This is a genomic window from Acidithiobacillus albertensis, assembly GCF_001931655.1.
GTDB classification, from domain to species: domain Bacteria; phylum Pseudomonadota; class Gammaproteobacteria; order Acidithiobacillales; family Acidithiobacillaceae; genus Acidithiobacillus; species Acidithiobacillus thiooxidans.
This window is the reverse complement of the sequence record NZ_MOAD01000001.1, coordinates 1,678,068-1,698,467: the sequence shown is the minus strand read 5'-3', so window position 1 is coordinate 1,698,467 and position 20,400 is coordinate 1,678,068. Positions and strand designations below refer to the sequence as shown.

24 protein-coding genes and 1 riboswitch are annotated in these 20,400 nt (G+C 49.9%); of the genes, 5 read left to right on the top strand and 19 right to left on the bottom strand.

Going from position 1 to position 20,400, the window contains the following annotated elements; translation table 11 throughout:
- The first annotated feature begins 284 nt into the window (after positions 1-284).
- The 3 genes from BLW97_RS08860 to dmeF all read left to right on the top strand — a co-directional run bounded on the left by BLW97_RS08860 (position 285) and on the right by dmeF (position 2,886).
- Positions 285-1,055, top strand: a complete 771-nt coding sequence (locus tag BLW97_RS08860; RefSeq protein WP_065957824.1) for a COG4705 family protein — start codon at positions 285-287, stop codon at positions 1,053-1,055.
- A gap of 296 nt (positions 1,056-1,351) precedes the next feature.
- A complete protein-coding gene (locus BLW97_RS08855) occupies positions 1,352-1,630 on the top strand; it encodes a metal/formaldehyde-sensitive transcriptional repressor (protein WP_024895334.1) in 279 nt (92 codons plus the stop codon).
- A gap of 8 nt (positions 1,631-1,638) precedes the next feature.
- Entirely contained in the window at positions 1,639-2,886 is a 1,248-nt protein-coding gene (gene dmeF / locus BLW97_RS08850) for a CDF family Co(II)/Ni(II) efflux transporter DmeF (protein WP_024895333.1), read from the top strand.
- A gap of 198 nt (positions 2,887-3,084) precedes the next feature.
- On the opposite strand, the gene BLW97_RS08845 is transcribed toward dmeF, so the two are convergent.
- The 14 genes from BLW97_RS08845 to BLW97_RS08775 form a co-directional block, all read right to left on the bottom strand.
- On the bottom strand, positions 3,085-3,654 hold the full coding sequence (locus tag BLW97_RS08845) for a TMEM165/GDT1 family protein (RefSeq protein ID WP_024895332.1): 570 nt from the start codon (positions 3,652-3,654) through the stop codon (positions 3,085-3,087).
- 7 nt (positions 3,655-3,661) lie between these two features.
- Positions 3,662-3,850: riboswitch (yybP-ykoY riboswitch) on the bottom strand.
- Positions 3,851-4,350: 500 nt separating this feature from the next.
- The gene (locus BLW97_RS08840) at positions 4,351-5,367 is read right to left on the bottom strand and encodes a tyrosine-type recombinase/integrase (RefSeq protein ID WP_024895331.1); all 1,017 of its coding nucleotides are present in this window, start codon (positions 5,365-5,367) and stop codon (positions 4,351-4,353) included.
- Positions 5,357-6,328, bottom strand: coding sequence for a tyrosine-type recombinase/integrase (locus tag BLW97_RS08835; RefSeq protein WP_075322954.1), 972 nt, complete (start codon positions 6,326-6,328; stop codon positions 5,357-5,359). Before BLW97_RS08835 ends, BLW97_RS08840 begins: the two co-directional genes overlap by 11 nt.
- Positions 6,325-7,581 carry a site-specific integrase gene (locus tag BLW97_RS08830; protein WP_024895329.1) on the bottom strand — a complete coding sequence of 419 codons (1,257 nt, stop codon included), beginning with the start codon at positions 7,579-7,581 and terminating at the stop codon, positions 6,325-6,327. The genes BLW97_RS08835 and BLW97_RS08830 overlap by 4 nt, the downstream gene beginning before the upstream one ends.
- A gap of 485 nt (positions 7,582-8,066) precedes the next feature.
- Positions 8,067-8,345: a hypothetical protein gene (locus BLW97_RS08825; RefSeq protein WP_024895328.1), complete on the bottom strand. Its 279-nt coding sequence runs from the start codon at positions 8,343-8,345 to the stop codon at positions 8,067-8,069.
- 97 nt (positions 8,346-8,442) lie between these two features.
- Positions 8,443-8,997 carry an AP2 domain-containing protein gene (locus tag BLW97_RS08820; protein ID WP_065973851.1) on the bottom strand — a complete coding sequence of 185 codons (555 nt, stop codon included), beginning with the start codon at positions 8,995-8,997 and terminating at the stop codon, positions 8,443-8,445.
- Between the two features lie 35 nt (positions 8,998-9,032).
- On the bottom strand, positions 9,033-9,596 hold the full coding sequence (locus BLW97_RS08815; protein ID WP_143214866.1) for an ATP-binding protein: 564 nt from the start codon (positions 9,594-9,596) through the stop codon (positions 9,033-9,035).
- 258 nt (positions 9,597-9,854) lie between these two features.
- Positions 9,855-10,868 carry a hypothetical protein gene (locus BLW97_RS08810; protein ID WP_065957769.1) on the bottom strand — a complete coding sequence of 338 codons (1,014 nt, stop codon included), beginning with the start codon at positions 10,866-10,868 and terminating at the stop codon, positions 9,855-9,857.
- A 4-nt stretch (positions 10,869-10,872) separates the two neighbouring features.
- Positions 10,873-11,199, bottom strand: a complete 327-nt coding sequence (locus tag BLW97_RS08805) for an H-NS histone family protein (protein ID WP_075322952.1) — start codon at positions 11,197-11,199, stop codon at positions 10,873-10,875.
- Between the two features lie 142 nt (positions 11,200-11,341).
- On the bottom strand, positions 11,342-12,031 hold the full coding sequence (locus BLW97_RS08800) for an EcsC family protein (RefSeq protein WP_326923816.1): 690 nt from the start codon (positions 12,029-12,031) through the stop codon (positions 11,342-11,344).
- A gap of 61 nt (positions 12,032-12,092) precedes the next feature.
- Positions 12,093-12,425, bottom strand: coding sequence for an N-6 DNA methylase (locus tag BLW97_RS08795; protein WP_024893663.1), 333 nt, complete (start codon positions 12,423-12,425; stop codon positions 12,093-12,095).
- 1 nt (position 12,426) lies between these two features.
- A complete protein-coding gene (locus tag BLW97_RS08790) occupies positions 12,427-12,888 on the bottom strand; it encodes a type I restriction endonuclease (protein WP_024893664.1) in 462 nt (153 codons plus the stop codon).
- A gap of 88 nt (positions 12,889-12,976) precedes the next feature.
- On the bottom strand, positions 12,977-13,531 hold the full coding sequence (locus tag BLW97_RS20020; RefSeq protein WP_226831200.1) for a superinfection immunity protein: 555 nt from the start codon (positions 13,529-13,531) through the stop codon (positions 12,977-12,979).
- Between the two features lie 117 nt (positions 13,532-13,648).
- Positions 13,649-14,299, bottom strand: a complete 651-nt coding sequence (locus BLW97_RS08775) for an MOSC domain-containing protein (RefSeq protein WP_235180040.1) — start codon at positions 14,297-14,299, stop codon at positions 13,649-13,651.
- A 292-nt stretch (positions 14,300-14,591) separates the two neighbouring features.
- Between BLW97_RS08775 and BLW97_RS08765 the strand changes: the two genes are divergently transcribed.
- A protein-coding gene (locus tag BLW97_RS08765; RefSeq protein WP_423230364.1) for an ISNCY family transposase occupies positions 14,592-16,077 on the top strand; the annotation gives its coding sequence in 2 pieces (ribosomal slippage) (positions 14,592-15,062 and positions 15,064-16,077; 1,485 coding nt in all).
- 145 nt (positions 16,078-16,222) lie between these two features.
- Here the strand turns inward: BLW97_RS08765 and BLW97_RS08760 are convergent.
- The 3 genes from BLW97_RS08760 to BLW97_RS08750 all read right to left on the bottom strand — a co-directional run bounded on the left by BLW97_RS08760 (position 16,223) and on the right by BLW97_RS08750 (position 17,447).
- Positions 16,223-16,534, bottom strand: coding sequence for a hypothetical protein (locus BLW97_RS08760; RefSeq protein ID WP_075323634.1), 312 nt, complete (start codon positions 16,532-16,534; stop codon positions 16,223-16,225).
- Positions 16,535-16,836: 302 nt separating this feature from the next.
- Positions 16,837-17,235 carry a type II toxin-antitoxin system VapC family toxin gene (locus BLW97_RS08755; protein WP_024893667.1) on the bottom strand — a complete coding sequence of 133 codons (399 nt, stop codon included), beginning with the start codon at positions 17,233-17,235 and terminating at the stop codon, positions 16,837-16,839.
- Positions 17,235-17,447 carry an AbrB/MazE/SpoVT family DNA-binding domain-containing protein gene (locus tag BLW97_RS08750; protein ID WP_024893668.1) on the bottom strand — a complete coding sequence of 71 codons (213 nt, stop codon included), beginning with the start codon at positions 17,445-17,447 and terminating at the stop codon, positions 17,235-17,237. Before BLW97_RS08750 ends, BLW97_RS08755 begins: the two co-directional genes overlap by 1 nt.
- Positions 17,448-17,788: 341 nt before the next feature.
- Here BLW97_RS08750 and BLW97_RS19780 point away from each other — a divergent pair, with 341 nt between their 5' ends.
- The gene (locus BLW97_RS19780; protein WP_024893669.1) at positions 17,789-18,034 is read left to right on the top strand and encodes a hypothetical protein; all 246 of its coding nucleotides are present in this window, start codon (positions 17,789-17,791) and stop codon (positions 18,032-18,034) included.
- A gap of 85 nt (positions 18,035-18,119) precedes the next feature.
- Here the strand turns inward: BLW97_RS19780 and BLW97_RS08740 are convergent, their stop codons facing one another.
- Both BLW97_RS08740 and BLW97_RS08735 read right to left on the bottom strand, forming a co-directional pair.
- Positions 18,120-19,259 (bottom strand): hypothetical protein, encoded by a 1,140-nt coding sequence (locus BLW97_RS08740; RefSeq protein ID WP_065973562.1) that lies wholly within the window; start codon positions 19,257-19,259, stop codon positions 18,120-18,122.
- Positions 19,260-19,280: 21 nt separating this feature from the next.
- Complete coding sequence (locus BLW97_RS08735; RefSeq protein ID WP_075322947.1) at positions 19,281-20,264, bottom strand: site-specific integrase; 984 nt, start codon at positions 20,262-20,264, stop codon at positions 19,281-19,283.
- Positions 20,265-20,400 lie beyond the last annotated feature (136 nt).

The following is a 20,400-nucleotide window of genomic DNA, read 5'->3' as shown; positions in this document are numbered from 1 at the left end:
GGAAGTCCATCTCATCCATTCATTCTGGAACAGAACCTGGTACGAATTATTTAATTGCTTTAATCGGTGCATCACTTTGGTATAAAATCTCTATTCCAGATTAATAGCTTCTGGGTATTCCAGCCTGTAGTGACATTGTGAATACCCTTTTGTCCTTATTTCCAGGCTTTTCGCTTTGATCTAAGGATGGCGTTAATCCTATCAAGAACTTTTGACAGACTGGGTAGACAAGCTGATTTGCCACCTTGCTAACAGTTTCATGAGAGAGAAAATAAGGAACGTCAATGAACACAGCTGTCTTCAACCGCACTTCCGGAAATGCACCCCTCCTGAAGGTACCTAAAATTACCGCCTATTTTTGGATAGCGAAACTCCTGACTACTGCCATGGGAGAGGCCACGTCAGATTTTCTCGTATTTCACACGAACCCCTATCTGGCTGTTATTGGTTGCGGGTTATTATTCCTGATTGCTCTCTGGCTGCAGATGCGTAGCAATCAATATAAGGCACACTATTACTGGTTTGCTGTTATCATGGTAAGCATTTTCGGGACTCAAATAGCGGACGTTACCCATGTCGTACTGGGTGTCCCCTATGATATCTCGACATCCGTTTTTCTGATGGCATTGATCGGGATTCTGGGAATCTGGAAGCTCAAAGAAAAGACGCTTTCCATTCACAGTGTACATACACCTCGGCGCGAGGCTTTTTATTGGGCAACCATTGTAGCCACCTTTGCGTTGGGCACCGCCGCTGGTGACATGACTGCATCGAGCCTGGATTTAGGCTACCTTGAATCGGGGATCTTGTTTGTCATAATGTTTGGCATTCCCGTGATTGCATATTTCATGTTCGATCTTAATGAAATAGCTGCCTTCTGGATTGCCTATATTTTGACCAGACCATTGGGGGCCTCTTTCGCAGATTGGACAGACAAACCCATTCAGTTCGGTGGCCTTGGTCTGGGTACGGGCCCGGTGAGCATATCGCTAACACTGGTCATTCTGATGCTGCTCACCTACTTGATAATTTACAGAGTGGACGATCCCAACTAAAATTTAATGCGAAAGAGAGGGGTTTATGGTCACAGAAACCCCCGGCCTGTGAATGCCATTTTACGGGATATGAAAACATCTATGCCGGATCGGGCAGGAATCCTAACCTGATCGGCTTTTTTATCCAGCGTACGGCATTGCTCTGGACACACGAGGCTTCATAATCGGTGGCGGCATCCCTGTATTATGTGTGTGCCACGAACCAAGGGAATAACGCAGTACCTGACGATATATGAGGCCGCGTCGCCTTCTTTGGGCGCATTGCATAGGGTAGGGGGGTACTCTATACTGACTCTATGGCACATACCATTAAAGAGAAGCAACAGCTGCTTGCCCGCCTGCGCAGAATACGGGGGCAGATTGAAGCCATGGAACATGCATTAGAGGAAGAAAGAGGCTGCGAAGTGATTATGCAGCAAATCGCCAGTGTGCGTGGTGCCATTGCTGGATTTATGGCAGAGGTCGTTGAAGATCATGTCCGCACCCATCTGGTAGATACAACCAGTTTTCCAAAGGCTCTGAATCAGGAAGCGACAGAACAGCTTATAGCAGTAATTCGTACCTACTTGAAGTGAGGCAATATATGGCCGTTCAATCTGCCAATCTACGGCATGGACACATTTTTCTGCGAACCGACCACGAACATAATGAACGAAGAACCTGGTGGGTGGTCTGGATATGTATTGTAATGATGTTGGTAGAAATTGTCGGTGGCTTTTTATCTGGATCTATTGCCCTGATAGCCGATGGCGTACACATGAGCACGCATGCAGGTGCCTTATTGCTAACAGCATTAGCCTATCGCTATGCACGCAAACATGTTCATGACCCACGTTTCAGCTTTGGGACTGGGAAAATCGGTGATCTTGCTGGTTTTAGTAGTGCCATTGTCATGGCAATGATTGCAGTGGTGATAGGGTTTGAGGCTGTGAGACAATTTTTTGCTCCAATGCCGGTCAATTATACTGAGGCGTTGCCTATTGCTGGCCTGGCCTTATTGGTTAATGTGATTACCGGATGGATTCTTATCGGTGGCCACTCTCACCATCATGAGCACCACTCCATGCACACACATCCGCATATAACTGACCATGAAGATGAGCGAAAATCCTTGTTCCTTAACAATAAAATTATTCATCTAGAAATTTATGAGCGGGGTGTGCCGCCAAGATTTCGCATCTATAGTGACCATGCCACCGATCTAGCCAACTTGCCTGTATCCGTCGAGACCGTACGCCCCAATGGCCAGCGCCATGTATTCCTCATGGCGACTCAAAAAGGTTATCTGGAATCTGTTGAAGAAATTCCCGAACCACATGAATTTTCGGCCATAGTTGACTGCAATGGAACAAGCAGTTTGGTCCAATTTTCTGAACACGAGCACACACATGAGTCGATCGGGCGGGATAACAATATGCGTGCGGCGATTGCTCATATTGTAACAGATTCAGCGGTATCCGCTCTTGTTGTTGTTGGGCTATGGCTGGGATTTACTTTTAATTGGCTCTGGATGAACCCATTGGCCGCTATTGTTGGGGCAATTGTTATCGGAAATTGGGCATATGGATTAGTCCGGGACACCGCCAAAATTCTTTTGGATATGACCCCTGATCAAAGTCTAGCCCAGCAGATACAGGAGAAAATTGAAATGGATGGTGACACAGTGTCAGATTTGCATCTCTGGCGCCTTGGTCCGGGTCATCTTGGTGCAATTCTTTCTGTGCAGACATCCACGCAATCTAGTATTAAAGAATATCAGCAGAAATTATCATGTTTTAGGTCCATATCCCACTTAACTATTGAGATCTATAGAACTGAACCTCCAAATTGAGTGAGTGGGTGATCGAGGTGATTTATCGACTGCCTTGGTCGGTATTCTTCGGTTGGATGTGAATCTGGTACATCTGGCCACTGGAAATGCTTTGTGAGATGGATGAATAGAGGGCGTAAGCCAGATGAGCATGCGCCATCCCTACTCACCCGTTGTCGGTAAATATTACCTTTTTGGGACTACTACTTGTTGATTTTCCTACGAGGCCAAAGCTTTGTGCAAAGCAACGGCACCTAAAACCAGGAAAAGCACAGCCGCTATTGCATGTACCCAACGAGTTGGAAGACGGTCAGCAAAACGGTGCCCAAAAAACACAGCGGGACCATTGGCGAGCATCATGCCAATGGTGGTCCCAGCCACAACCGGTAACCAGACTTGAAAATGTGCTGCCAGGGCAATGGTCGCCACTTCGGTTTTATCCCCAATTTCGGCGACAAAAAAAGTGATAAGAGTAACCATGAATACCCCCCAGTGTTTACGCATGGCGAGATTCATATCGCTCTCCTTATCAGGAATAAGGATCCAAATACCCATCCCTAAAAATGAGAAGACTATGGCCCAATTCAATATCGTTGGTGTCAGCCACTGGGAAAGCCAGTCTCCAAGCCAAGCCGTGATGCCATGGTTTGCTATGGTTGCGACCAGCACACCCAACAGAATGGGAACAGGTCTGCGATAGCGCGCAGCAAGGGTAAGGGAAAGAAGCTGGGTTTTGTCGCCCATTTCGGCTAATGCCACAACAGTGGCCGATGTAAACAGTGCTTGCATAGAAAGTGCTCCTGACGGCTGCGGCTCTATGACGATGAACTCCGTCGCCGCAGCCTGCGGAACGAAATTCATCGGTCTGGCCAGGCAGGTGCTGCTTACGCCATGAATGCCTCAAAGAGGCCTCCAAGAATGTTGACGTAAGCCCCAATATCACTACTGAATACTGGGCGGCTACTCCCCAATGTGTTACCGATTTTAATCACTTCTCAGGGTTAAGGCAATGCGATCCTTCAAGAGTGTGGTAAACTTGCTATAATTTTAACCAATTGATTTTATATGCCAGAATACGAGTCGGACCACTAACAAGCTGCTGCTATTGCCTGTGCGCCCTTTTCACACAAATATTATGGCCAACATTTCGTTTTTACTTGAAAATATATTTAGGGTGAATTCGATAACGAATGAAGATATTCCCGGGTCGTTTTCGAAAGTCTTCAGATAGTGGTGAATGCTGCGCCGTAAACCAAATGGTTAGAATTCTTGAAATTCGTTCTCAAAAGACTGCCACGATTTACAGTAATACTGATGAGTTTCAAGAAGATGATGGTCTGTCCGCTGAACGACCGCTTCCGCTGCTTATGTATATATATACATAAGCAGCGTTATGTATACCTCGTGATTATGTATAGCAGTAAAGACGCGAGCCTTGCTACGATTGGTTTGTGTGGCTGAGGTAGGCTCGCGAGTTCTACATAATCAAAGCCCTTTTAGAAATTCCATCAGAGAGTCTGGTGCGTGATAACGGCTTGTGCTTGCACCTGGTTCTTGCAGATGTGCGAGCGCCCGATCCTTCATCGCCAAATCAGCTTCCACGTAGTGATGGGTGGTCGCGGGATTTTCGTGCCCGAGCCAGAGCGCGATTACATCAATTCCAACTCCTGACTGCAGGAGGTGCATGGCTGTGGTATGCCGGATCGTGTGCGGCGTGATGTGCAGTTTGACCAGATCAGGATTGGCCATAGTGGCTGTCTGAACGGCCAACTCCAAGCGTTTTGCTACGTTGTTCCTGGTCATTTCCTCCCCATCACGGTTGGGTAACAGCGCCGATGCAGGTCCAAGATAGGGATTTCGCTTCAACCACGCCCGGACTTCTTTGACGGTGGTCCGCCAGAGTGGAACCGAGCGCTGTTTACGGCCCTTGCCATGCAAATGCACAAATGAGGATTTATCAAGGACGACGTCGGATACGCGCACACCGATAATCTCGGACACTCTCGCCCCTGTGTTGTATAGTAATCCCAGCAGCAGATGATCACGCTGACTGGTCCAGCCGCTGCCTGGTGCACCAATCACCGCCAGCATCTCATCGCGAGATAAGTATCCCAGCGTGGGCCTTTCGAAGCGTTTCATCGGGATGCCCAGGGCTTTTTCGATGACATGTAACGAAGTGACATCACGATGCGCGGCGAATTTGAGAAACGACCTCAGCGCAGCAAGACGGGCATTGTGGCTCCGTATAGTGTTGTGACGTTCTTGTTCAAGATGATCAAGGAACGCCAGGATTAATTCTGGCGTAATATCGGTCATTTTCATCGTTGCGGGCGACTGCACGCAGCGGACACTCGCAAAGTTAAGGAACAGCATGAATGTATCCCTGTACGCAGCCACCGTGCACGGGCTCAACGCTTTTTGCTGCATCATATATTCAGCAAAGAATCCTTGCAGTAATGCCGACAATGTCGGTGGCGCAGTTGGTTTTATTTCACGCATCATCCACCTCCATCTCCATAAATTGCATGAACTTGGCGCCTGCCAGCGCCATTAATTCGGGCACACCCGTGAGGTACCAGTAGGTGTCCGTAATCCTCGCATGGCCAAGATAGGTCGACAGTGAGAGCATCGCTTGATCAATGTTGATACCCTGTTCATGCCAGAGCATTACTCGGCGAACGGCGAAGCTGTGTCTTAAATCGTGGATACGTGGTCCTCCGTGGCACCCGCGATCCAGCCAGCCAAGTTGATCGCGCAACTGGATGAACACACGATGTACCTGACGATCGCTCAGTGCTTGGCCCAATCGCTTGCCGCGAGTGCCCACAAAAAATGTGGTTTCCTCGGTAGTAGATATCTCCCGGGCACGTATCCGTCGGTAACGAGCCAGGGCATCCACAGTGCTGGGATGCAATGGTAATAGCCGCGTTTTCGCAAATTTACTCAATCGCACAGTCAGAGTGCCTGCGTGCAGGTCGACATCAGAATCGAGTAATTTTAATGCCTCAGATATCCTCAAGCCAGCAGAGGCAAGCAGGCCAAACAATGTCTCGTAAGTTGCTGCGCGCAGACCATTTTGGACATCAAGTCCACGCGCAGCAGTCAGCAATTCAACGATCTCGTAATCGTGGTAGATATGTGGAGCCACCCTGCCTGGTATAGGGCCAAAAACCGATTCGTCAGGTATTTCTGTGAGGGCCTCGAATTGACGTAGCCACTGGGTAAATGGGCGTAAAATGGCAAGGCGGCGCGCTTGAGTACCCAGAGAAAGAATCGCTGTTGTATCGTGGCGTGCCCAATCAGCCATGAGAGTGGTGGTTAGCGGACCCTGATGAGATCTGTTGACTGAAAATCTGGCAAAATTTGCCAGGGCCGCGCCCATATTGTCCAATTTGAAGCCCATGCTGCGCCGTTCGGCGAGATAATCATTAATCTTTGCCTGGAGATCTATGGTGTTGTTCATAGCATGATGCTCCCCGGCCACGGTAAGGCGACAGCGGCCAGACTCGTGATATCCAGCTTGGCATAAATGAGTGAGGTATTCAGCGAGCGATGCCGCAGAAGATCGGCTACTTCCTTGAGTGAGCTACCATGATTGACCAGTTGGCATGCCAGCGTGTGGCGCAATGCATGAGAGCGCCCATGCGTCAGGCCGATGCGGTGGTAGGCATCACGTATCACCCGGTGGACTGTGTCAACACTAATTGACTGATCGTGGGGCGCATAAACACGAACAAAGACCCCCTGATTGGTGGTTTTGGGGCGTTCATAGCGGATGTAGTCCGCCAGCGCCTCTCCGGTAATAGTTGGCAGTGGCAAGATGTCCTGGCGCAGCGCCTTTGTCCGATTGAGCGTGACGGTGCCGGAACGCCAGTCGATATCAGACAGCTGAAGACTGGCTATTTCACTACAGCGCAAGCCTATGTCTAGGGCGCAGCGCACCATGGCGTAGCCGCGTTTTGGAGATGGAAGCGCGGCATTGAATGATTCGAGAAGACGGTCAACATCTGCGGGTGCGAGCGCACGCGGCAAAGAAGCCAGACTCCAGTTAGCGGGCAAGGATATCACGCCAAGCATGCTATCCACGTGGTCACCGCAGGTCGCTCTATAGCCTAAATAATCGCGCAATGCAGCAGCCAACGCCTTCGCATTAGAAATTGTATCTACTTGCTTGAGCTGATTGGTAACAAATTGACGAATATCATTGGGTTGTAACGTTTCCATCTCGACGGGACGGCCTTCAAATTTGTGTAGTAGGAGCCGTTGTATGGTGCGTAGCCGCCCACGGCATGTCATTACACTGAGTCCTCGCACATTTTGCATGTATGCGTGATACCGACTTAGTTCGTCAGCAATATCGCCCGTAGGTGCGGGCTGCTCGGCGATTACTCCTTGTTCGCGCAATACCTTCAGCAGATTACCGAGTGTTGCCCGCAAGGTGAAGAAGTCACGATTAACTGGGGATGGACAGTCACAGTGGGGGATGTGATCATTTAGGAATCGATGAATAACCATCTCATTCAGTAAGTTGATGGAAATATTATCTTTAGCCATCCAGTGTGCAAAATGCACAAGACCCAAAATGTAGCCCCGGATTGTGCTAGTAGCATAACGGCCAAGCTGTAGATGGGCTGTGTATGCGTCCATGTGCGGCGCAAGCACACTGGCGAGGAGGAATGCCTCAGGAGAGGAGTAAAGTGGATTGGTACGTTTCATGATGATGACCTCCAGTAGAAGAATCATCACTTCAACGTATCACTCAGATTATGTATATCATCCGGGCGCAACATCTACAGCAAGATCAATATTTATAGGGTATTCAGCCACACCGCCGTAGATGCTATACATAATCGCGAGGTATACATAACGCTGCTTATGTGTCATTGGGTGTAGCGCAAGCGCAAGGGATGTCAGTAGGCGTCAGGATGAAACTTTATTGTCCACCATCACCGGGTCGGCAAAGGCGGTAGGGCTACTCAGGATGATGCTTCGTGAAACGTGGAAATTTTTTAAAGCGTAGAATCAATTGGATACGGCTGATCCAGGATAATACTTTTATGCCCGTTAACAAAAAATTCTCATCGCTCTCTTGCTTCAATCAAAATTTGCCAGCATGACCGTCTAGCTCAAAGATAACCGCAGTACATGGCAGCCGTGTCCATCTCCTCTTCGAATGCCAGCAGCGCACAACTCAGAATGCATTATAAGGTGACCGATGCAGATCTATCCCGATATTTACCGCACACCCTGGGTGCCATGGGAAAGCAAGCGGCGCAACACAGTTCCGGCGTTGTGTCGGGTGGCAATCCCTGGCGGTCTGGAACCATTCTGCCGGTTTCTTCCACCCGCGCCTGTCGGTTTTTAGTGAGTGCGCAAAAACCCAGGCCACCCGGAGTGGACCCTGGTTCAAAATGCTGGCAACCCTCACAATATACCTTGCCGGTTTTGCGGAGTTCTTCTTTGGTCGGAAACTGTTGCATGATTCTAATCCTTGCTGCTTGTAGTGAGAAAGTTTCGATGGACAAGATATACGTCCGTTTTGTCGTGTCCTTTGGTGAAAACCACATATATGTCCACTTATAACGTCAGACCTTCCGTAGCCGCGACTGCCACAAGCCAGTCCGGACGCTCTGGAACCGTGTCCGGAACCGGTTCACCGTCATGCCGCTGGCGTTCGGCAATCGCCAATCTCCAGGCGCATTCATATCCATATTTCCGCACTGAGTAAGAGCGCACCCGCTGCTTACCATTCACCATGAATTTAGCCTCCCAGTAGACCCGGGAAATTCTGCCCGCTTTGTAATCATGGCATAACCGCACCCCAATTTTTCCTGATCGGTTGCGGCTATACATCGTAAAATGACCGTTTCCATCCCACTTTCTGGGCTGAATGTCCAGTTCTGCCATTTTTTCATCCCGCCATTTTCGAGCAGCGATGCGCGCTGCTTCGTAACCATTATGCGCGGAGTCTGAAAAGAGTTTGCTGGCATCAGGTTTTTTTGATCCAGGGCGATAAAGCCTCACCCACCAGCCTTTCGATTTCGCATAATCCAGCCGGGTTATTCCATAATCTGTTTCGGCATTGGAGTCTCTGGCAGTTTCCTGTGGCATTTTTCCCCGTTCTAACGACATGTCCAATTCTTTACGCTGAAAATAGATAACCGTTTTTAGTCAGAGGTATACCCTTCTGCATCCAGCAGATTCAGATAATGCGCCTGACTTTGGATGGTCTGCAGTTCATGGCGAATTTGTTCGCCACCGACGCCCTTATTTCTGGACAGAAGAACAAACAGGCTTTCCGGCGCAAAATACTGGATGACAACCTCCTTAACACCCAATGCGTTGAGTGTCTGAAGATCCCGGCAGAATTGAGCATCATCCAAATTTTTGCCGTCCAATATGATCACGGAGTGATGCAGGGCTGCTTTCACCGTGTTGAGCCATTGTGTTTGGTTCCTGTCAGGTGTTTCGGGCGTTTGAATGATCGCCATATCCAGTGTGCTGTACTTTTTCTGCATCTGCTGCGCCCAGGTGCTTTTCCCGGAAGCCGTGACCCCGATCGTGATAATCACCAAAGGGCTTTGCAAAGATGTCTCAGAGGACAGAAGACGTTTTTTTAACGATGTCACGGTCATGCAGGTTGCAACTTTTTCATGAATGGAGGTTTTTCGCATCGTAGCATAAAGTCGCCTCTTTTTTACGAACCATAGGATGTCCTCATCACCTTGCAAACAAAGAGATCAGGCCCATGATCTGCGCCCAAGAATTCTCAATGGACTGAAGGAATACCGATTAGTTTATGCGCTTGCCACCCACAATTACGGACCAATGAAACATAATACCATCCAAGAATGGTGCGGCACTGAAAAAAGCCATATTACGCCACTTGTCGAGAGGTAAAATGCCATCAGCCTATCGCAGGTCACGCATAATCACCTCTGTTGGGTGAATACGCACCCTCCGGACTGCTCACAGGCTGACCCATTCCATTAGTGCTGCACTCGGGATATTTCACCCGCCTCATAGTCCTGAAACATGAGGCCCATGACCCCCGATTCTCTGAGTAAATCGAATATCCGCTCAATGACATCCGCACGAGCCTGATCCAACTGTTTCCAGGGGATATAGAGTGCCCCATACTCCTGGGTGGCATCATAAAGTTCCAGCGTGAGACCTTCCATAATCGGGTGATCCTGCAGACGGGCGAGAATCTGGCCCGACTTTTCCCCGACCACTCGGGTCACGAATTCCTCCAGAACGATATCCTGATATTCCTGTGCCCCTTCGCGAACCGCAAACACCATTCGACCCGGATATCCCAGCACGTTTTGCTGCCTATTCAGACCCAACACGGCCAAATCCGATTGTTCCGTCCAGTTTTGAATGCGGCGTACAAAGTCATCCGAAGGTAACTCCCAAGCCACGCAATGCCCTGGCATTTGTGCGGAGTAGCTGACAATCCCGATGAAGCAAATATAGGGATGCGTGCCTTCGGCATAGGCTTGTGTACTGAGCAAGGTAGCGGCTTCCCGATAGCCCTGGCCCAGTGCCGTATGGAGGCGAAACACTTCTACCGGAGACATATTCAGCAGTTGCCCGCCATCTACCGGGGCGGGATAAAAGGTAACCTTGGCATTTGCGCAGACAAGTCCGTGCGTAAAAAAGGAAGCCGCAGCCCGTTCTGCCGAAAAACCCTGAATGGATTCTGGATGGCGTACCGGTACGGCAAACAGGGTGCTGACCTGCCCTTCTTCGGTCAGGAACATTTCTGCCCGTTCCCGCGCATAATCCCGGAAATCCTCAGAGGCTTCCGGATCCTTTTCATACAGCAGCAGGGAAATGGTTTGCAGGGTTTCTTCATCCTCTTCGACGAGTAATGCGTCTACGGCTTCCCCCAATTGGGGTTCCACAGAAAATTCATTGTCCAGCAGATAGCGCGTTGCCAGTGCGGTGATAGTGAGCGCTTGCGGAGAGGCCACGTTACTGCCAGTAGAGGCTTTCATCAATTCAACCCGCCGCTGTTTTGCAGGCTTGTTGGGCTTCTTCACTCAACGCCTTGAACCAGGCAGGTTTGGGTCCTGCTCCTTTCCAGACCAGATTGGGATCCGTTGGATGCTGATACCAAAAGGCTGGGGACTTGCGCACGCGATGCATTTTCTGCGGTTCAGAAGGAACCAGTTTCAGGAGATCTTTGGCGGTCAATCCCAAGTCCTCGACGATCCGGCGTATTTCTGCCAATCCTTCTTCCTTGGCTTGTTTGAGAAGCTCCTCCACCCGTTTATCAGCGGCTTCTTTGGCTTTCTTGGCGGCTTCCAATTCTTGCAAGATGCTCATGGTTTTGTTCTCTCTGGGTAGGCGTTAACGGGACTGCTTCCGTTCCCATCGGGGATGCAGCAGTTCGGTGACTATTTCAACATCATTGAGGGCGGTGGCCACGACAAGGGTGACGACGCAGTTTTTCTTCATGTCGTTTTCTCTATTCATCGGAGTAGATTATCCCCTCGATAATAAACATCTTCTTGGCTGTTTTGCCGATCATCCGCGTCGTCACCGAGTCGAAAGCCCCACTAATTGCTCCACCAAGGAAGGGCACAAGTTTCCCCATATTGATGAGGCCTGTACTTCCCGCTTTTGTGACCAGCCGAAACCCTACCGCTTGGTTAATTTTTATCAAAATCGTCCCAGGGATTTTTTTAATGGCGGATTCGGCGACTTTCACGCCGAACTTTATGCCAAAATCTTTGGCGATGTCGGCGATCGAATTACCGGTCAAAGCCATATATACAAATGTTTTCACCTGATCCTGTTGCAGGTTATAGCCGCCCATATGCGCAATGGTCGCTGACATTCGTATTTGTATGAACACTACAGCGGCAATATTTGCCGGTATGGCCACGGGCAGCGTAATCAATCCACCCATCCCCGATAAAAAACCGGCAGTGCCCGCTTTGGCTATCTGCCAACTGATGAGGCTCTCAGCCGCTTTCTCGGGATCTCCGTCATTTTTCTGAAGATAATCTTCTGCAAGTTCTATGGCTGTTTCCAAACCCAATCCGCCAGTTGTGGCTTTTTCATAGGCGTAATCCAGCACTTTCATCATGTTGGATTTTTCGTCTTGATTATCGGTACGTGTCACCATGTTGAACATTGCATGCTCTCTATTCATAAAAAAAGAACCCATCTGAATGACTACCTGGTGAGCCGTGGAAACGGTTTGCCCTATAGATTCAGTGATGTCTGCCCAGAAGCGGCAACCCCAATTCCTGCAAAAAGGCATTATGCCGCTGGGTAGCCTCGGCGATCTGGTCTTCCAGTGTCGCCAGTTGCTGATGGACGGCTTGCAAATCAATTTCCTCTTCCGGTGTTGCTGTGCTGATATACCGGCTGATATTGAGGTTGTAGTCATTGTCCGCAATCTCGGTCATGGGCACGCGACGGGCATAACGCTCTTCTTCCCGGCGAAATTGGTAGGTCTCAATGATCTTGTCGATATCTTCAGGGCGTAAGCGATTCTGGCGTTTGCCTTTCTCAAAGTGTTCGGCGGCGTTGATGAAGAGCACGTCATCGGGTTTTTTGCATTTTTTCAGGACAAATAGCGCGAAGGGGACTGATCTGCAGGGTTTTGAGCTCGATCTGGACGACCGGTACGCCATTGATAAGCAGCATCACGTCATAGCGATGATGGCTATAATCGGTGTTGATGCGCAGCTGATGGATCACTTCAAAGGTGTTTTTGCACCAGTCCTTGATATTAACCAGAGTATAATGGAGGGCCGTACCGACATCGCGCTCGAAATGGTTGCGTTCCTGCAGGATGCGAGATGCTGCATACACATCGGGGGTCACAATCGTCTCCAGCAATCGGGCAAATTCACTATCGCTCAGAGAAACATGATTCAGAGCTTCAAAATGATGGCGGAAGTTGGCTTCCAGTGCGGCCCGATCATGAATATCCGGACGATAGCTGTACTTCAGATCGCCCAGTTTTTGGATGAGGGCTTCTTCAATTTCTTGTTCGGTCATGTTGCGGGATGCGGCTTCCTGATAACACTCCCGCCCATGGTGCGAGGTTCAGGGGCTTTCGTCAATTTTTGTAGGGAATAGAACTGGTTCAGAGGGAGGGTTTGTGCCGGGAGGGACCATCCTCATCAAAGGTGCCACCGTTACCCGAAGCCATGGCCCAGATTAAAGCGGCGATCCAGCCCAGTACCGTCCATCCCAGAAAGATGTCCAGGAGCGTGATGGCGGTGAAGTATGGACTTCCCATGGTCCAGGCCAGAAAAATTGGAAGCGCATAGACCAGTGCAGCGATTACAAAGGCCGCTATCAGCAAAAACAGAAAACCTGCGCGACTATCCATCATCCAGTGCATCATGAGCGGCATCCTTTTTTCTATGAACAGGCCAACACAATTAAGCCTGCGAAAGCAGCAGAAGTCTTTCCTTACCGGTGATCTTACAAACCTGAGACGTGGGCGTAAATAAGGTTTTACTGTTATCCCGATCATCAGAGCGAACTGCGATTGTGAAAGGCCTGTGGTTTCACGGATGGCTTTCACATCGGGATCCGGAATTTGGATAGTCCGTCCATCCGCTTCCTCACCGCGCATATAGCGACCCATCCAGCGCAAACTCTTCATGAGTTCCACAAATCCTTGATCATTCATGATCCAACTCCTGCTCAATGAGCTTTCCTAACTGACGAATTTGATCCTGCGTCAAATCGGTCTGAGTGTTTTTCTGGTAGGCAGCGCTGTATTCTAATAGAGGATGACAGGACGGCTTTATCGGTGCGTATCTTTCAGATAGACGATGCGCTTTTCAATTTTCAGTCGAAGGTTATCGGCAAGGCCAGGTGCTTCCATCCATTTTTGCAGCACACCCATAGCCTCCGGATCGTCGCGTCGCATCTCTTGCAGCAATGAGCTCAGGCGATAGCATTCATTCACGGATTCCAGCAACTCCAGTTTGTCGTACTCCTTAACCATGCCCGCCTTAAGAACACGAAAATACCATCCCGTTATGAAGGTTTCGGCGATATAGGCTGCCACACCTTGGCAATCCAGTTTCTCATCAATTTTCCAACAGGGACTGCGAGGTTGCGATATTTGCAAGAGCCCTTCACCTAATCGCCAGATATCGCCGATATGCACATCATGTTCATCCAGATCAGGGCATGAAATATTTTCGCCAATAGCACCAGGAAACAATTTTTCATGCATTGTCGGAAAGCGCTCTGCCAATGCTTCATAATGTTTAACGGGATATAACTGAACAGCTTTATCTGGGCCACCATGAACCCGTAGGTCTGCCTGATGATCCCCTTCAAAACCGTTTATTTCCAATTTCACCGGCATTTTCGTCGGGATTTTGTATATACCGCTGGGTCGAGCTGATTGGGGTAACAACTGGATAGTACCCACAAAAATCTGCACGGCTACGGATTTTTTGATGGGTGTCATTGGATCAGTACCTGTAATGAAAAAATGGCTGATACGCGATCAATTTGTATCCTGAGCACTGTATATTCTGGTAGTTTAGTGCCTGACCGAAAATATAATTGCCTTTAATAAACAGCGTGTTATAATGCGTTCTGCCGTTTGATGTTGCCGATTTTGCGATGCGACGATTCTCTTTTTATGCCTTTTTTCGGCTTCTGAGGCGGCTATCCATTGAAAGTATGGGTGTTTTTTAACGCAATATCCAGACTTACGGAAAATCTTCGTCATGAGAAAAGTGATTAACGCGCAAATGGTTTTTGGAGAAACCGATATTTCTGCTATCCAGATTGATCCCAAGTCGCGGGATGATATTCCGCGACTCTTGCGTGGCCTTCAACACATTTATATGCAGCCGGAACTCCGGGAACGGGTATTTACCATCCTGGAGGATATGCGCCCCGTACAAGCCGATGGCAAAACCCTGGTCAGCGCCGAAAAAGGCCGTCCTGGAATGGCCCTCTGGAAAATATTGGTGTTGGGTACGATGCGGCTGGGTCTTAACGCAGATTACGATCGCATCCATGATTTAGCCAACCATCATCTGGTCATCCGGGAAATGCTGGGACATGGAGAATGGGGAGAAAACACCGATCAACGGTACCATCTGCAAACCATCAAAGATAACCTGAGATTGTTTACCCCGGAAATATTGGATCGGATCAATCAGGAAGTGGTGCAGGCGGGGCATGTTCTGCTCAAAAAAAAAAGCCGAAGAAGGGCTCAGCGTTCGCTGTGATTCTTTCGTCGTAGAAACGCGGGTGCATTATCCGACCGATATTAACCTGCTGCTGGATGCGATTCGAAAAGCCATAGAAACGGCAAGCCAGGCAGACCAATTACTCGGCTCGACGACGTGGCGACAATGGCGCTATCAACTGAACCGCTTCAAAAAAAGCTACCGGACTCTCCAGAAAATAAAACACTCAACGGCGCAAGACCCGCAGAAGCGTGCGGCACATGATACGCGGATGCGGGAAGCCTATGCGGATTATCTGGCTCTGGCTGAGCAGCATGTCGCACGGGCCACAGAGACCGCTCATGCTTTGCAAGCAGAAGGCCTCTCCGATGCCGCACAAGCCCTCGAGGGTTACCTCAAACATGCCCGTCGACAGATCGACCAAATCCGTCGCCGGGTATTACGCGGCGAAAAAATTCCACACAGCGAAAAGGTTTTTTCGATCTTTGAACCCCACACGGAATGGATCAGCAAAGGAAAAGCAGGGGTTCCCGTAGAATTGGGTTTGCGGGTGTGTATCGTCGAAGATCAGCACCGTTTTATTCTGCACCATGCGGTGATGGAGCAGACGACCGATGACCAGTTGGCGGTCCCGATGACCCAAGCAACGCAGTCCCGTTTTAGTGACGTACATTCCATAAGTTTTGATAAAGGATTTCATAGTCTAGCCAATCAGGCTGCGCTCAGAGAAATACTACCCATGGTCGTTTTACCGAAAAAAGGGCGTCCATCTGCGGAAGAAAAAAGGCGAGAGTCGGATCCTGAATTCGTCCGTCTACGCCACCAGCATTCGGCGGTTGAGTCGGCGATTAACGCCTTAGAACAGCATGGCCTGGATCAATGTCCGGATCATGGTATTACCGGTTTCAAGCGCTATGTGGCATTGGCTGTGCTGGCCCGGAACATTCATCGATTGGGGGCTGTTTTAATAGCCCAGGAGGCGGAGCAACGATGTATCTATCGAAAAACAGCTTAAAGTATAGGATTTTTGAAGTGTTACCGAACTTCCCAAGGAAACGGCTGTCGAAAAACAGCTGAAATCATTAAAAATGGGCATAATATCTTCCGGAGTTGCGAAAACGGGTATTAAAATTCTACCCATTCATCATTTCGCTCAGATTTTACCCGACTGAATTTTGAAAAAACGCCCTTTTTCTGTCAGGCACTAGTTTAGTTTCTGGTGCCGGATCACCCTGACAGGCGCAACCGGGTATGGTGCTGGCATAACTGACGCCTAAATCCATGCAGAGTAACTGGTTATTTTCGCGGCGATTCAGCTCCATGAGCGTGACATCATCCAGTAGTGCATAGCTGCCATGCTCTAAAGCACTTTGTAAGGGCGCAAACAGAACGTCCTGTGCCAGTAAATCGGCGCGCAACAGGTACAGAAATTCAGGCTGTCCCCAAGCTCTGAGTGTAGAGCTGGAAAGCATGGTGTTCAAAATTGATTCCAACTATCAGCGTATGGGTTATTCATGGTCATCTTCGATATTCTCATTAAACGCAGCGGATCAATCACAACGCAGTCCTCCGCGTTGGATTGTGTCAGCGGGTTGATCAGATTAAAAATAAAGGCCCTCCCGCTTCCACAGAAAACCCTTGACCGGCCAGAACTGGCTCGATCTTGTTCATAAGTGTTGGTCGATGGGTACAGACAGCGACGTACTGAGCATTATCGTATGGCCATTTTCTTTGCTTTCAATCATCCCTTATATGGGTTGATTCTTAGCTTTGGTCAATCTTTCTCACCGCTCTTGGAGAACAGCGACACGTCAGGCATAGCCTCGAAATGGGCATCACAGGTGAGCAAAGTGGCCCCCTTACGTCTCGCCGTTGCGTAAACGATGGCGTCAGCCGTGGCGAGTTTATATTCACGGTGCAAATCAGCTGCCAGTAGCGCAATGACAGTATCCAGCGGCACAACGATACATTTTTGCGTATAGGCAATTACCTGGTCGGCCTGGTCCTCGCCAACTTCACGCACTAACCACTTCGATAGTTCCAGCTGCACAATCGTGGGGACGATACAATGTGATTTTTCTGGAAACTGTTTTCCCAGACGCCTACCGGTGGGCGTGTCAGCAAGCCATTCAATCCATGCTGAGGTATCGACCACGAAAGGCACTAAATCCATCAGAATCGATCCTGGCGATCACGCCAATCGTCAATGTGAGCCCCTTTGGCAATGCCGACTAACTGTTCCTTCTCGGGCACGGGTAGCACCAGGACACCCTTACCTTTGGGGATGAAGACAAACTCTTGTCCGGCTTTCCAATGTTGTTCATCACGCAAAGCCTTGGGAATGGAAATCTGGAACTTGCTCGATAAAGTGGCTGTGGTATTCATGGCTCGTACTCCATACTGATCGATCGGCTTTTAGTAAGATTATCTGATATCCATTCGCAATACCACGAGAATTCATAGATCAAGCAGGGTCAAACTTCAATCCTGCCGATTGTACCGCTCTTTTGTCGATTGAAAACTCAGTAATAGTATCAGCAGGTTGTCATTCTTAAACTGCTCCGAACTGATCCTTTCCCTCATACCTACAGGCAATGAGTCCATCCCCGTTATTCTGGAAAAACTATTTTGGAAGATGGTCTGCAGTTCCTGTTTTTATATGACGCATATTGTCGCAGCATGGTGTTACCGTATCTCCATCGCCCAACCGCAGCAAGGAGAACGCCATGCGTCTTGAATCCATCATTCAGCAACAACAGGAAACGCTACAGGGCTGGCACCAACAATCTCAGCGGGATACCGAGGATCTCGTCGAATTACTCATTGAAAGCTTCCAGGTGCGTTCTCCTGTGTGGCGAAGGAGAGCAGAAATGCGGAGTACCGCATACGTGCGAAACAGGGCTGGTTCAAGCGCACGCGGTATGTCAAAAGGATACGCACAAGTTGCCATCAGAAAAGTGATTCGGCAGTGATCCTTGACCGGGTCTGGCTGGAGAATTTCACGGCCATACGCCGTAGTCATGGATGATGTACAAAAAGCCTGGAAGGCTGATTCACTCAATACCGCACAAAAGCCGGTATCGTCCCCGGCTTCGGCTTTTCATCGCCAATCTGGACCATCCCCACGCCGTTCCGCTCCAAAGCCTCCCATACCATCATCAAACATTCTTCCCAGGTCCGCTTGTGCATGTCCGGGGTCACATACAGCCAGTTTTTGATGCCATTGCCCAATATCCATCCCCGCATCAGCCCCGTCTCCATGCGGGTCAGCCGGAATGGGCCCTTGCTTTGCGTGATAAAATCATCTACCTCGCGCTGCTTCGCTATCCAGCCTCCCTGATATTGCGCCCGACGCATAAAATCCAGTTCACCCACCACAAAAGGATTCTTGTTCAGCCAATAATCCATATCTTGTGAGGCTTCGTTATCTTGCGAAGCGCCCTGTAGAAAAACGGTTGTCTGGCGGGTCGGCGCAATGACTTCCTGCAAATGCTTGCGTACCGTCTGGATCGCTTCCGAGGTCCAGCGACCTTCTATGCTGCCCATCACCACCAGAAAATCCCAATCCCATTTTTCATCATCTGTCCGGTAGTGAAAACGATCCGCCCGTCGCCGGGCGTCAAAACGCAGTTCTTCTATCCGCGATTCCGGCAAGCGGTCATAAAACAGTTCATCATGCACCTTGAGCCATTCCACGACATGTAATTCCGCAACCGGGTAATCATCGACCAGCCCCGGAAACCAGTGACCGCTCACGCCATGATCCTTGCGCAGTCGCTCATTCAACGCTTCCAGATGCAAATTTATCCCTTCATCTAGTATGGCCCGAATCGGAAACGCAATAGGGATGGCGACCAGATTGCGTTCTCCAGCAATCGACTGGCGGTTTTTCAGCGTCACGACCTTGGATGGCATGGTCATTTCCTGTTCATCCAGCGAGATACGCTGCGCCAGGTCATAACACAAATCCCAGTATTGGGTGCTGGCCTGATTCCGAATCACAAACTGCATGGCTTTTTCTTCTTCGGACAGACCCAGACGTTCTATATAGCTGTTCAGTGCCTTCAACAATTTGTCTCCGTCACCTTCGCGCATAGCCGCCAGCAATGCCTCGCGCAAAAGATCCCGGAATTGTTCCTTTTGCTCCGTAAACAAGGCATAAGCCCAATCCGCCATCTTTTGTGTCGATACGGTCATTTTTTAATGTGTCTCCTTTTGTTAACCATTACCCAGACCAGAGCGCATGGGAAATGATAAGGGTACCCGGATATGCTGCCTGACTAGCGCCGTCAATGCACTGGATACTTCCGGTGCGGTAATCCCTTTTCCCGTTTTCCCCAATGCGCCCCGGCCATAATGGGTTCTTTGGGTCTGGTCCGAACTATGCCCCATCATCGCCGCTATCGCTACCGGCGGTGTACCACGCGCCCGCAGGTTCGCCGCAAACTGGTGCCGCGCCGTATACAGCGTAATCCGGGGACGCAATGACCGGAACTCCTGATCCCAGGCCCATCTTAACCGCTTCGCCATTTTTTTTAACAGGGACAGGCGCTGCTCCGGTGTTTCCCGCAAAGCGATCCAGGCCGTTATCAGGTCTTTCTCGGCCTTCGGCCAATGCGACAAATCCAGTGTGCGCGTCCGGGTTAATCCCCTGATCCGGTTCCCCTGATCGTCAAAAGCGCCTTTTGCGCAGGGTATCGCTAATGTTCCGCCATTCCAGGATACCCCCCGTACCCATTCTATCGGTCGAACGCCTGTGCGCATGACCGCTTCCATCCACAAGACGGTTTCCCATTCCTCAATCGACATAAGACGCTGACGGACCTGTTTCCATCGCGCCCGACCGAAGGATCGCATCCTTTTCCCCGGGGGGGTTTTTTGCTCCGGGAGCGTCAGGCTTTCTCCGGCCCAGGGTAAGCGGATCGCGCTAAGAATCGCTTCCCGATGGTCCGGCGCTATCCAGAACGGGCTTTGCGGGAATGTATCCATACTCTCCATGAACCAGAGCAGGGCCGCGCGATAACGTCTGACCGTGACCTCGGACCAGGGCTGTACCCGTAAGCGTTCGAGCCAGACGATCCAGCACTCCGTACCGCGCAAGCTCTGCGCTTCCGGTACAAAACGTCGCGCCAGACGACGTACCAGATCGGTGTAATCCTCTACCGTCTCCGGCGAGCGGGTCCAATGGGGCAAGGTGTCCATACCCGTATTCTGCCTTCCGAAAGGGGGCCGATTCAAGGTTGTCGCTTCCGTTACTGTTCCGCTTCTCGCTCGTTTTCCAATCCGAAAATGTATCTATACGGTGTCCTTCCAGCATCCGCACGGTGTCCATACGGTA